8 protein-coding genes are annotated in these 13,249 nt (G+C 57.5%); 6 read left to right on the forward strand and 2 right to left on the reverse strand.

Going from position 1 to position 13,249, the window contains the following annotated elements:
- Positions 1-153: 153 nt before the first annotated feature.
- Both VO84_RS09030 and VO84_RS09035 read left to right on the forward strand, forming a co-directional pair.
- Positions 154-1,194, forward strand: coding sequence for an amidohydrolase family protein (locus VO84_RS09030; protein WP_058187327.1), 1,041 nt, complete (start codon positions 154-156; stop codon positions 1,192-1,194).
- Positions 1,195-1,208: 14 nt separating this feature from the next.
- The gene (locus VO84_RS09035; protein WP_058187328.1) at positions 1,209-2,486 is read left to right on the forward strand and encodes a D-tagatose-bisphosphate aldolase, class II, non-catalytic subunit; all 1,278 of its coding nucleotides are present in this window, start codon (positions 1,209-1,211) and stop codon (positions 2,484-2,486) included.
- On the opposite strand, the gene VO84_RS09040 is transcribed toward VO84_RS09035, so the two are convergent.
- The gene (locus VO84_RS09040; protein WP_058187329.1) at positions 2,483-3,244 is read right to left on the reverse strand and encodes a DeoR/GlpR family DNA-binding transcription regulator; all 762 of its coding nucleotides are present in this window, start codon (positions 3,242-3,244) and stop codon (positions 2,483-2,485) included. The two genes, VO84_RS09035 and VO84_RS09040, sit on opposite strands and share 4 nt — an antisense overlap.
- A 563-nt stretch (positions 3,245-3,807) precedes the next feature.
- On the opposite strand from VO84_RS09040, the gene VO84_RS09045 reads away from it, so the two are divergent.
- Together VO84_RS09045 and VO84_RS09050 are read left to right on the forward strand one after the other, a co-directional pair.
- A complete protein-coding gene (locus tag VO84_RS09045; RefSeq protein ID WP_197413968.1) occupies positions 3,808-5,757 on the forward strand; it encodes an alpha-galactosidase in 1,950 nt (649 codons plus the stop codon).
- Positions 5,757-7,577, forward strand: coding sequence for a glycoside hydrolase family 35 protein (locus tag VO84_RS09050; protein ID WP_058187331.1), 1,821 nt, complete (start codon positions 5,757-5,759; stop codon positions 7,575-7,577). Before VO84_RS09045 ends, VO84_RS09050 begins: the two co-directional genes overlap by 1 nt.
- Before the next feature lie 15 nt (positions 7,578-7,592).
- Here VO84_RS09050 and VO84_RS09055 read toward each other — a convergent pair whose 3' ends face one another.
- Complete coding sequence (locus tag VO84_RS09055) at positions 7,593-9,173, reverse strand: Na/Pi symporter (RefSeq protein WP_058187332.1); 1,581 nt, start codon at positions 9,171-9,173, stop codon at positions 7,593-7,595.
- 271 nt (positions 9,174-9,444) lie between these two features.
- On the opposite strand from VO84_RS09055, the gene VO84_RS09060 reads away from it, so the two are divergent.
- Together VO84_RS09060 and VO84_RS09065 are read left to right on the forward strand one after the other, a co-directional pair.
- On the forward strand, positions 9,445-10,512 hold the full coding sequence (locus VO84_RS09060; protein ID WP_058187333.1) for an alpha/beta fold hydrolase: 1,068 nt from the start codon (positions 9,445-9,447) through the stop codon (positions 10,510-10,512).
- Between the two features lie 72 nt (positions 10,513-10,584).
- On the forward strand, positions 10,585-13,161 hold the full coding sequence (locus tag VO84_RS09065) for a glycoside hydrolase family 95 protein (RefSeq protein ID WP_082661857.1): 2,577 nt from the start codon (positions 10,585-10,587) through the stop codon (positions 13,159-13,161).
- Positions 13,162-13,249: the final 88 nt, after the last annotated feature.

The raw sequence follows: 13,249 nt of genomic DNA on the forward strand, positions 1-13,249 counted from the left end.
ATTCCGATTTAAGTGTAGGTGGACACCAGAATCTACGTCAATAATTCGAAAGAAATCGTAATAAAATGCAATTAACCCGCTGCCGGGGAGAGGAGCGACCCGATTGCCTTATCTTGAGGCGACTTGGTTCGGAGGGCGATAAGGAGTTTTTCAATGCAGGACAAGTTTGTAGATATGGTGAGCGCAAAGGTTGAAGTAGACCTGCCGCTGAGCAGTTTTCAGCCGCGGCCGGCGCTGACGACCGCGATAACTGCGGTGGAGAAGCCGAAGTTTCCGGCAATCGATTATCACAATCATCTCGACTCGACGGAGCCACGCGAGGTGCTGGGAATTATGGACCGGTGCGGCTTGGAACGGGTTGTGAACATCACGATGAAGACCGGCCAGGATGCGCTGGATATGATGGATCGTTTTCACCGCGCGTCGCCTGAAAGGTTCTCTTCGATCGGATGGATGGACTGGAGCGATGTGACGAGCGCCGATTTTGTACAGAAGACGCTGGATCGCATTCAGCGGATGATGGACCACGGCGCGGTTGGGATCAAGTTCTGGAAGGACTTTGGGCTTACGGTGCGCGACGACGACGGCAAGCTGCTGCGAATTGACGATGAGCGTTTTGCGCCGATCTTTGCGGCGTGTGGCGAATGGAAACTGCCCGTCATGTTTCATACGGCGGATCCGACGGCATTTTTTCAGCCGATTGACGCTTACAACGAGCGATACGAGGAGCTGGCGGCGCATCCGGAGTGGGGCTTTCAGGATGTGCCGGTGACGAAGCGCGAGCTGATAGAGCAGAGAAATCGCGTTATTGCTCGGCACCCGGACGTGACGTTTGTGGGCGCGCATTGCGCGGAATGCAGCGAGGATTTGCAATGGCTTGGCAAGCAGCTGGATGCGCTGCCGAATCTGATGGTCGATATCAGCGCGCGTACGCCGGAGCTGGGGCGGCAGCCGTATAGCGCGCGAAAGTTTTTTCTAAAGTATGCCGATCGGATTGTCTTTGGCACCGACCTGCTGCCCGAGGACGAGATGTATCGGCTCTACTTCCGGTTTCTGGAGACGGCGGATGAATACTTTGAATATCCCTCGCATGCTTCGCGGCAGGGGCGGTGGAATATCTGCGGGATCTTTCTGCCGGATGATGTGCTGCGCAAGGTCTATAGAGAAAATGCGTTAAAGCTGCTGAAACGATAGGAGAAGGATCAACAATGTCGGAGATTTTGAAAGCGCTGCTAAAAGAGCGGAAAAATCCTAACGCTGCGCGGGGAATTTATTCAGTGTGCACGGCGCATCCACTGGCGATACGCGCGGCGCTGCGGCAGGCGCGCGAGGACGGCTCACCGGTGCTGCTGGAGGCGACCTCAAATCAGGTGAACCAGTTTGGCGGCTACACGGGAATGCGGCCGGGAGATTTTCGCCAACTGGTGCAACGGCTGGCGGAAGAAGAGCAATTTTCTGTGGAGCAGATCATTCTTGGCGGCGATCATCTCGGGCCGAATCCATGGCGTACAAAGCCTGCGGAAGAGGCCATGAAGCTGGCTGAAGAGATGATTGCCGGGTACGCGGCGGAGGGCTTTACGAAGCTGCATCTGGACGCGAGCATGGCGTGCGCGGGTGATCCCGCTGCGCTGCCGCCGGAGATTGTGGCGGAGCGATCGGCGCGGCTATGCGCTGTGGCTGAGGCGGCTGCGCCGAATGCAGGCGAGCTGTTGTACGTGGTGGGAACCGAAGTGCCTGTTCCGGGTGGAGCGACAGAGGAGTTGGATTCGCTGCAGGTCACATCAGTTGAAGATGCGGAGAGGACGCTTGCAATCCATCACGAGATCTTTGCTACGCATGGACTCGCAATTGCATCGCAACGCGTGATTGCGATGGTGGTTCAGCCGGGTGTGGAGTTTAACCACGACACCGTGCATGACTACGTTCACGAAAAGACAGCAGCATTGACGAAGTGGCTCGATGCACATGAGCCGCTGGTCTTTGAGGCGCATTCGAGCGATTATCAGCGGCCGGAAGCGTACCGTCATTTGGTGAATGATGGCTTTGCGATTCTGAAGGTAGGGCCGGCGGTGACATTTGCCATGCGTGAGGCATTCTTTGCGCTGGCCCGGATAGAAGACGAGCTGCTGCCCGAAGCGGAACGGTCTAACCTTCCGCGAGTGCTGGAAGAGGCGATGCTGGAAGCGCCGGCCAACTGGAAGGGCCACTACCACGGCACGGCAGCGGAGCAGCGGCTGTTGCGGACCTTCAGCTACAGCGACCGGCTTCGCTACTACTGGACGGTGCCGGCGGTGCAGCACGCGGCGGATAAGCTGATTGCCAACCTCTCCGCGCGCACAATTCCTGAAACCTTACTGAGTGCGTATTTGCCGGTGCAGTATGCGGCGGTGCGCGAGAGGAAGCTGAAGAATGAGCCGCTGGAGTTGGTGCTGCATGCAAGCCAGTGTGCGCTGAAGCCGTACGCACGGGCATGCTTCGGTGTTTAACAGACTGTGACTTCGATGCCGGCTTTGCGGAGAGCGGCGAGATCAGTCTTGCAGATACCGCGATCGGTGATGACATGATGCAGCGAGACCGTGGGGCAGAGAAGCGAGAGGCTGCGCTTGCCGAATTTGCTGGAGTCGCAGACGGCGACTGTCCGGCGTGCCACGTCCATCATGGCGCGATTGACGCGCGCCTCGAGCAAGTTGGGCGTAGATAGACCGAAGTTGACATCGAAGCCGTCAACACCCAGAAAAAAGATGTCGGCGCTGAGCTTGCGGAGTGTCTCTTCGGCGAGCGGGCCGACCTGCGAGAAGGAATTCTTCCGCACATTTCCGCCAGTGAGAATGACTTCGATATTGGTGCCGGAAAGCTCAACGGCGATGTTGACCGCATTGGTAATGACGGTGAGATTTTGAAAGTTCCGGAGGGCGCGGGCGATGGCAGTGGTAGTAGTGCCGGAATCGAGAATGACAACCTGAGCTTCGGAGACCAGTTTGACTGCCTCAGCCGCAATAGCGCTCTTCTCTTCGCGATGAAGTTTTTCCTTGTCGAGCAGGCTGGGATCTTCGAGCACATTGCCCCGGGCGGTCAGTGCGCCGCCGTGGGTCCTGTAAACATGCCCCTTGGCGTGAAGGGTTTCAAGATCCTTGCGAATCGTAACCTGTGATGTGTGAAAGCGCTGAGCCAGCTCCACGACTAGAACGCGGCCCTCCCGACCGAGAATCTCAAGAATAGCTCGCTGTCGTTCTTCGCTTAGCACTTTGTGTCAGCTCGCAAAAACACTTGTTTCAGTTGGATGCACGAGCCGGTATTGTAATTGCCCGCAGGGACGCAATTCCAGCCGGAAGATTACGTTTGTGAACAGTCGCGCATGTATTTTGGGTAGGCCGGCCGAATGAAAAGTCCATTTACTTTCATATCTTGCATGCAAACGTAATCATTCGTAAGATATCAACAGGCTCGTTGGATTTTTGCGTCCGATGTTCCAGGTGGTTTGCCAGAGGCTACGTGATGGATCCTTTGCCCGCATTGCTCGCTGAACAAGCTGCCAGACATGCACAGCACGAAGCAGTGCATACTCAGCGCGAGATTGTGCAGCAACCTGACACATGGCCGAAGATGTTTTCGCTCCTTACAGACAGGAGGGGATCGCTGCCTTTCTTAAAAAGTGGCGGCCCTGATGAGCGACAAGGGACAGAGGTCAACTGTGCGCTGTAGACCATAGAGATTTATCAAGCGTAACTGGGTACAATTGCAATCAATTTACGCGAAGAGGAGTATCAGGTGATCCATCGGTCGCCGCGTATTTTTGCCCTGTGTATTGTGGCAACGTTTTCCACTCACTGCGCGCTGTCGCAGACGGCGAAGCTTGCCGCGAACGGCGGCAGCATCCGGAACGCAGGAATTGTCGCCGAATGGCAAGCCCAAGGCAATCGGCCCGCTGCATTGACCGTGCGTGGGGAACAGAGCGCGATTGTGCTGGAGAGCCCGTTTGCGATTTCGATCAAAAATCGCGGCGTGCTGAATGCGGCAGAGCTGACTCCAGAAGGCGAGCCGAGCGTAGAGCAACTGAAGCCTGAGCCCGGGGCTTCGCGATTCTCCGACCGCGTGCCCGGAGTAGCGGTGCACTATCAGCTTGCCGACCCGCAAGGAGAGTTTCATGCGGTCTGGTCGGTGATTCTGCGCGAGGGATCGAATTATGTGCGCCAGTCGCTGACGATTACTGCGGGCGACAAGCCGGTAAACATTACGGGAGTGCGGCTGATTGATGCGCACGCGCCGGGCATGGAAGTTGATGGGACAGTGAATGGCTCGCCGCTGGTGGCAAGCGAGGACAAGGCGGATTTTTTCCTCGGCTTCGAGCATCCGCTGAGCGAATCGAGCGTCGTGCGCGATCGCGGTGTAAGTGTGCTGTCGATTGCGGTGCCGCTGGGAGCGCATCAGACCGCGACATACTCCGCGGTCATTGGCATTGCGCGCAAGGGCCAGCTGCGGCGCGATTTTCTTGCCTACATTGAGCGCGAGCGCGCACACCCGTATCGCACCTTCCTGCATTACAACAGCTGGTTTGATATTGGCTTTTTTACTCCGTACACGCAGCAGGATGCTCTGACGCGGATTCACGAGATTGGCGACGAGCTGAACAAGAAACGCGGTGTGACGCTGGACTCGTATCTATTTGACGATGGCTGGGACGATCACAACGATCTGTGGCGCATCCGCGCGGACTTCAAGGATGGGTTTACGCCGCTCAAAGAGGCCGCTGCGGAGTACGGCACTGCGCCGGGAATCTGGCTTTCGCCGTGGGGCGGTTATGACAAACCAAAAGATGAGCGTGTGGCCACGGCGAAACGTGACGGCTATGAGCTCGCCGGTGGTTTGCTTGCGCTCTCGGGTCCGAAATACTACGCACGCTTCCACGAAGCGGTGACGGAGCTGGTGACAAAGTACGGGATCAACCAGTTCAAGCTGGACGGCACTGGCAATGCAGACCGGGTGATTGCGGGAAGCCAGTTTTCAAGCGACTTTGACGCGGCGATTCATCTGATCGGCGACCTGCGGCAACTGAAGCCCGATATCTATATCAATCTGACGACGGGCACCTATCCCTCGCCTTTCTGGCTGATGTATGCGGACTCGATCTGGCGTGGCGGAGATGACACGGAGCATGAGGGCGTGGGAACATGGCGCGAAAAATGGATCACATATCGCGATGCGGATGTATATGACGAAGTGGTCAAGCGAGGGCCGCTCTATCCGCTGAACTCGCTGATGCTGCACGGCATTGTGTATGCACAGAAGGCACCGCATCTCTCGACCGATCCGGGCAATGACTTTGCGAATGAAGTTCGCAGCTATTTTGGCACTGGCACGCAACTGCAGGAGCTGTACATTACTCCGAAGCTATTGAGCGATGCGAACTGGAATGTGCTGGCAGAGAGTGCGAAATGGTCGCGCACGAATGCGGCGACACTCAAAGACACCCACTGGGTGGGCGGCGATCCGCGCTGGCTGCAGGTATATGGATGGGCTTCATGGTCGGCGGCGAAGGGGATTTTGACGCTGCGCAATCCGAGCGACAAACCGCAGACGATTACACTCAATGTGGAGCAGATATTTGAACTGCCTGCAGGCGCGACGCGCGGCTACAAGGCGCACAGCCCGTGGGCCGCAGATGCTGCAACGCCCGCGATGGAATTACGCGCGGGCCAACCGCATACTTTTCAGTTGGAACCATTCCAGGTGCTGACACTGGAGGCGCTGCCGCAGTGATGAAGAAGATTGGAATTGTTATTGCGTTGGTGCTGCTCGTCGGCGCTGTTATTCTTCGCGCGCAGGGCACACCGTCGGATCATATTTTGCGTGTCGTCGGCGATCACTTCGAGCTGGATGGCAAACGGTTTCAGATCATCTCCGGCGCAATTCATTATGCCCGTGTGCCGCGCGCGTACTGGCGCGACCGTCTGAAGAAGGCGAAGGCGATGGGGCTGAATACCGTGGAGACCTACGTCTTCTGGAATCTGCATGAGCCTGAGCCGGGCAAGTACGACTTCAGCGGGCAGAACGATGTGGCGGAGTTTATCCGCGAGGCGCAGCAGGAAGGGCTGTACGTAATTCTGCGGCCTGGGCCATATGTGTGCGCAGAGTGGGAGTTCGGCGGCTATCCTGCATGGCTCTTGAAGAATCCGAAGATCAAGGTGCGGACCTCCGATCCCGCATTCATCGAACCCGCGACGCGATGGCTGCATCGACTGGGCCAGGAGCTTGCACCGTTGCAGAGCGGCAACGGCGGACCGATCATTGCAACGCAGGTGGAGAACGAATACGGCAGCTTTGGATCAGATCATGCGTACATGGAGCAGATTCACCAGGCGCTGATCGGTGCGGGATTTACGAAGTCCATGCTGTACACGGCGGACGGCGCCGATGAACTTCCGAATGGCACGCTGCAGGGGCTTCCCGCGGTCATTAACTTCGGTACAGGCAGCGCGAAGGAAGAGTTTGCAAAGCTTGAAAAGTTCAGGCAGGCTGGGCCGCGCATGTGCGGCGAGTACTGGGCCGGATGGTTCGATCACTGGGGCGAGCACCATCATACGGAGAGCGCAAAGACCGAGGCTGACGAGCTGAAGTGGATGCTGGAGCAAGGCTTCAGCGTGAATCTGTATATGTTTCACGGTGGCACAAGTTTTGGTTGGATGAACGGCGCAAACATGGACGGCAAGAAATATCAGCCAACTGTGACCAGCTATGACTACGATGCACCGGTGAGCGAGAGCGGCGAATTGACACCGAAGTATGAACTCTTCCGCGAAGTGATTGCGAAGGCAACGGGCGTTGTGCCGCCTTCGCCTCCTGCACGGATTAGGTCTCGTGTGTATGCATCGGTCGAGTTCACACGCTCGTCAGCGCTATTTGCGACTTTGCCAAAGCCGGAATTATCAGACCAGGTACAGCCGATGGAGGCACTGGGCCAGAGCCATGGATACATTCTCTACCGCACGACGGTCGATGCTGCACAGTCAGGCGAACTGAAACTGGATGCACTTCACCACTATGCGCAGGTGTATCTCGATGGCAAGCTGATTGGCACGCTTGATCAGCGACTCGCGCAGGACACGCTCGCGCTCACAATCCCGCACGATCATGCGCAGCTCGACATTTTGGTTGAAAATGCTGGCCGCGTAAACTTCGGGCATGAGTTTCCGATGGAATGGACCGGAATTACGCATGATGCGACGCTGGGCGGCAAAGCGCTGGCACATTGGTCGATTTATTCATTGCCGATGCAGCTGACCAGCAAGCTGCCATTTGCAGAAAAGCCGTGTGAGGGCGCGTGCTTTTACGAAGCAAGCTTCAACGTTGATCAGCCCGCAGACACGTTTATTGACACGCGCCCGTTCGGCAAAGGCATGGTGTGGGTAAATGGCACGCCGCTGGGGCGATTCTGGAAGATCGGCCCGCAAGGCGCGCTGTATCTGCCTGCGCCATTTTTGAAGCGAGGACGCAACAGCGTCGTTATCTTTGACCTTGAAGGCAAGGGCAATCCAACATTGAAGTTTTCTGAAAAGTCGATTCTCGACTTTCAGCCATAGCTGTCGCGTAAAAGATCAAGCCGCCACTCGCGCATCTACGCGAAGCCATAAGGCAAGTTGCCGCAACAGCCATATATTGCGCTCAAAGAGCCTAGTGGCATAGTGCAGTGCGGCGATCTCCTTTGTCTTTTCGGCATAGTCTGCATACACCCGATTGCGGGTTTCTTCCATCATGCTGCCGCGATCATCCGTCACGCGTATGAGTAAGTCGATGCGTACAGAATCGCGCGTCGTAAGCGCATCGTTGGCCATGATAAGAATCGTGTCGAGCGCTTCCAGAAGCGTCATGGCAAGATCGTTCCCGCTGTAATGTTGCAGCGTCTCCGCGAACAGAAAGACATTTTCATCCAGCGCCCGGAGCATCTCTTCTTTGTGCTGAAACGAAATCACCCGTGCCGCAAGATCCGTTGCAATGGACTGTTTCACCAGCGCTGCAAGAAAGCTTGTAATCTCGTTTTCCAGCACGCTGGCTGCGCCATGCAGAGACTTCAGCGTCACGCTTTCGCGACCGCGCACGATATCCAGATAACGCCTTAGAGCGACAAAGATTCGCATCTGCTCCAGTGCCACCAGTTCTGGCGTGGTCTCAGGAGAACGCAGTGCCTCCGGTTGCAGATACATCGGTTGCGACAGGCTTTGCTCCGGGGTTGCCGGTGAAATTTTTGCCAGCCATTCCGGAGCCCACTTCAACCCGGCAATGCCTACCGCTGCGATCGTCAAATTCAGCGTGAGAAACATCAGGGCAATCTGCCCCGGCAGCGTGGGCGAGAGTTTTGCGAAGACTGCCTGCAACAGCGGCAAGCTCGACTCGCGTTCGATGAGCAGCAGTGCGCCCAGGAGCATGGCCGCAATGGCATTTGAAAAAATCTGATACCAGGCAATCTGACGGGGAATGCCGCGCAGTGTGCTGGTGAGAAAGAACATTGCGATTGCCGCGCCCATCCCCAGGCCCGCAATTGCCATCAGCGCCGGAAACTCGGTGCGCAGCCCAACTTTCTCGACCGTAATAATGATGGCAGCGCAGCCTGCCGAGGAGTGAATCAGGCTACGCATCAGGAGGCCCACAACAAAGGCAGCGTCTGGCCATCGATCAAAAAAGCGGGCAGCAATCATCAGTCCAGGCGATCCTGCCAGCGGCCTGAAGGCCTGCTTCATCATGTCCAGCCCGAAAAAGACAAGCCCGATTGAAAGCAGTCCGGCAATCCACGGCTTCCACCTGCCGAGCAGCTTGAACGCCAGGATCATGCCGCAAATGCCGATCAACATCAGGATCGGCAGATGCAGATCCACTGCGGCAATCAACACAAGCGCCGCTGTGCCAATGTTGGCGCAGGAAAGCACGACAAGTGCCCGGCTCAGCGGCAGCAATCCGCTCGACACCATGCCCGACAGTATGAACGCGACCACGGAGGTGCTCTGCGTCACGGAGCCTGCCACTACACCGAGCAGCCCCGCGCGCAGTTGCCCACGGGTTGTCCGCGCCAGCAGATTTCGGAAGCGCTGCCCGCTCAACTGCCGCAAATTGTCTGAGATGCCGGCTATACCGGTAAAAAAGAAACTCAGCCCTGCCAGGTACAGCGCAATTAACTCAACCATCTACAAGAATCCAACTCAACAGAAAAATGCGCCTCCGTGCCGTTCCGGCGCAGTCATAGGCCGCTAAGAGCCCCATATCACCGGGGCCGAAGAATATCTGGAATTTTTGCGTGAAGCCGGAATCAGCGTTCCAGGCTGCCAGAATTGTAAATGCACGCTCGTATTCAAGGCTTGTATCTTTATAAGGAAAACGTAAGACTCATCCTAAATGCATCGAATCTTGTCGCATAAAATCCAGTTGTGTAAAATCCGGTCCAATTGGAAACCAAGCATGGCTGCATTGTTTATGTGCCTGGCAATGATGCAGGCTGCGGCGATGCACGCGCAGCAGACGCGCGCAGAAGCACAACAAGATGGCGCACAGCAATTTGCCGATCTAGGCCGCTGCGCGCTTGAAAGCGGGCAGACGATTGAACACTGCCGCGTGGGCTACCGGACGTTTGGGCACCTGAATGCCGCGCGCGACAATGCTGTGCTGATGCCCACATGGCTTTATGGCAAAAGCGTCGATCTGGCGGGACTTTTCGGCGATGGAAGCTCAGCAAGTCATCTCGTCGACACGAAAAAATTCTTCGGCATTGCTATCGACGCTTTTGCGGACGGAGTTTCCTCTTCGCCCTCGAACAGTGAGACACAGCATGGAGTGGATTTTCCGGCCATCACCATGCACGACATAGTTAACGCCGAGTATCGCGTGGTGACGGAAACGCTGGGCTTGAAACATCTGCACGCCGTGGTGGGGCTCTCCATGGGTGGCGAGCAGACCTTCGCATGGGCCGCGGCGTATCCGGGCTTCTTCGATCTGGCAGTTCCGATTCTGGGCACGCCACGCCTGACCAGCTATGACCTGCAGGTGAAGGAGATCATGCTGGGCACGATTTATGCCGACCCTGATTTTCACAGTGGCCGCTACACTCAGCAACCGGCGTTGAAACTGGCCAATCTCTTTGGCGCACTCACGGTGACCACGCCCGAGTTTCGCAACCAGCAAACACCGCGTGAGCATTTCGAGGAATTTGTGCAAACCACGGAGGCGCAGCAGCCAATCGATGCCAACGACCGTGTGGCGCAACTGAAAGCCGTCGTCCGCCATGATGTGATCGGCAAGCGCACCCCTGCTGAAGCGGCGCACGCCACCACGGCGCGCTTTCTGATCATCGTGTCCGCGGAAGATCATCTGGTGAACCCAGGGCCCGCGCTTGAATGGGCCGCAGCGCTGGGCGCTCCGACATACATTTCGCATGGAAGCTGCGCCCACCTGATCATGAATTGCGATGCGGCGGAGGTGTCGCGCCGCGTGCGGGAGTTTCTGGAGGCAGGCAAGTTGAGCCAGCCATAAGTCCGGCGCGATATGCTGCCTGTGCACGTCTTGCAAGCAACCACAACACAACCTCACAGGAAGTGCGGAATCATGCAATCCATATCACGCCGCCGTTTTCTAACTTCTGCTCCTGCTGCCGCTGGAGCGCTGGCGTTAAGAAAAAACCTGCACGCAGCGGAGCCGGAACAGACGCAGAATACTGCTCTCAAGCTCTGGTATCGTCAGCCCGCTACGCAATGGGTGGAGGCGCTTCCCATTGGCAACGGGCGCCTTGGAGCGATGGTCTTTGGCGGCGGCGCAGTCAGTCCGGAGCCTGCCAAGGGAACGATGGCCGATTGCGCGGATGGAGCGGTTGAAGTCGACCCCGCAAAGGAAACGCTGGCGCTCAACGAGGATACGTTGTGGTCCGGGCGTCCGTTCGACGGAAACAAGCTCAATGCAAAGGAAGCGCTGCCGGGGATTCGCAAGGCAGTTCTTGAGCAGCAGGATTATCACCTGGCGGACAAGCTGTGCCATGACCTGCAGGGACTATTCGGCGAGGGGTATCAGCCGGCTGGATTGCTGCATGTGGATTGCGTGCATGCGGAGACGGTGAGCAATTATCGTCGCGAGCTGGATCTGGACGCCGCGATGGTGCGAACGAGTTATAGCGCGGGCAGCGTGCAGTTTGAGCGCGCGGTCTTTGCATCTGCGCCGGACCAGACGATTGTGCTGCGCTTGACTGCGAGCAGTCCCGGAGCGCTGAACGCAACGCTGTGGATGGATGGCGCGCTGATGCACAAGGTGACCGAATCCGCGCAGGGCACTACAGAAGGCCGGCTGATGCTGGAAGGCAAAGCGGCGAGTCATGTGCCGGGCGCGGGACATCCTGACAGTGAGAAAGGACCTGGCTTCTCTGATGCAGTGGGCGAAGGAATGTACTTTGCTGTAGCTGCTGAGGCGCGCGCGGAAGGAGGCAGAATTCATGCGGAAGCCGGGCGCCTGCGCGTGGAAGGCGCAACGGCTTTGATCGTGACGCTGACCGCGGCAACGGGCTTTCGCGGCTTCGACCAGAATCCGAATCTGCCACTGGAAACAGTGAGGCAAAATGCGGCCAAGCAGTTGGATACAGCACTGAAGAGCAGTTACGATGCGCTGCTTGAGCGGCACCAGGCTGATTATCGAAAGCTCTTCCATCGCGTCGCGTTGAATCTTGGTTCCGGCACAGCGACAGCGACCTTACCCACCGATGAGCGGCTGAAAGACTTTGCAGATACGCCCGATCCATCGCTGCTTGCGCTTTACTTTCAATATGGCCGCTACCTGCTTATCGCCAGCTCGCGGCCCGGCTCGCAGCCTGCGAATCTGCAGGGTATCTGGAACTTTCAGGTGGAAGCGCCGTGGAGTTGCAACTGGACCTCCAACATCAATATCCAAATGAACTACTGGCCGGCGGAAAGCTGCAACCTGAGCGATTGCGCGGAGCCGCTCTTTGAGCTGATGCAGGGCCTCAGCCAGACTGGCCGTCGCGCAGCGGAAGAGACCTATGGTCTGCCCGGCTGGGTTTCACACCACAACATTGATATCTGGCGTACGGCCAATCCGGTCGGCATGGGCGTGGGCCAGCCAACATGGGCCAACTGGCAGATGAGCGGCCCGTGGCTGTGCGCGCACCTCTATGAGCACTACCTGTTTACCGGCAACCGCGAATTTCTTCGCACGCGCGCTTATCCAATCATGAAGTCTTCCGCGGAGTTTTACCTGACATGGTTGATTGAGGATGGCAGCGGGCATCTGACAACCTGCCCATCGTTTTCCACGGAGAACTCGTTCCTGGCTCCGGATGGCAAGTCCGCAAATACCAGCGCAGGATGCACAATGGACATGGCGCTGATCCGCGAGCTTTTCGCCAACTGCATTGCCTCTGCAAAAGAGCTCGGCATCGACGCGGAGTTTGCAGCGAGGCTTCAGACAGCTCGCGCGCGACTGGTCCCATACAAAGTGGGACGGTACGGCCAGCTGCAGGAGTGGAGCGTGGATTTTGAGGAGAGTGAGCCAGGTCAGAGACACATGTCGCACATGTATCCGCTCTATCCGGGCGCGGAGATCACGCCGGACCTCGACCCGGAGTTCGCGCAGGCAGCGCGTATCTCTCTTGAGCGGCGGCTTGCACATGGTGGCGCATACACGGGCTGGAGCCGCGCATGGGCCATCGCCTTCTGGGCGCGCTTGAAGGATGGCGACAAGGCGTGGGAGTCTCTGGAGATGCTGATGAAGCACAGCACCAATTCCACGCTGCTCGATACGCATCCGGCAGGCAAGGGAAAGAGCATCTTTCAGATCGATGGCAACTTTGGCGCGACGGCCGCGATGGCCGAGATGCTGCTGCAGAGCCATGCAGGATTCATCGAGTTTCTGCCGGCGCTTCCAACAGCATGGCAGCAGGGCGAAGTCAAAGGCCTTCGTGCGCGCGGCGCGCTGCAAGTGGATCTTCAATGGCAGAGTGGGCGTGCCGCGCATGCAAATCTGCGCGCGGATGCGGGAGGAATGTTCACGCTGCGCGCGCCGGCAGGACAGCGGATTGACCATATTGCGGGCGCGGGAAATCCGCAATTAGAGCGGGTCAACGAGCGAACCGTGCGATGCAGGCTGGAGCCGCGAGCCGTCTACCGGGTGAGCTTTGCATAGGGCACAACGGAACTCGAATCAATCCATTACCCTGGCAGGGTATGCTGCCTCTGTAGCACTCTTGTGAGCTTGTAGGATAAGGCGGTGA

This window comes from Occallatibacter gabretensis (assembly GCF_001449115.1).
Taxonomy (GTDB): domain Bacteria; phylum Acidobacteriota; class Terriglobia; order Terriglobales; family Acidobacteriaceae; genus Telmatobacter; species Telmatobacter gabretensis.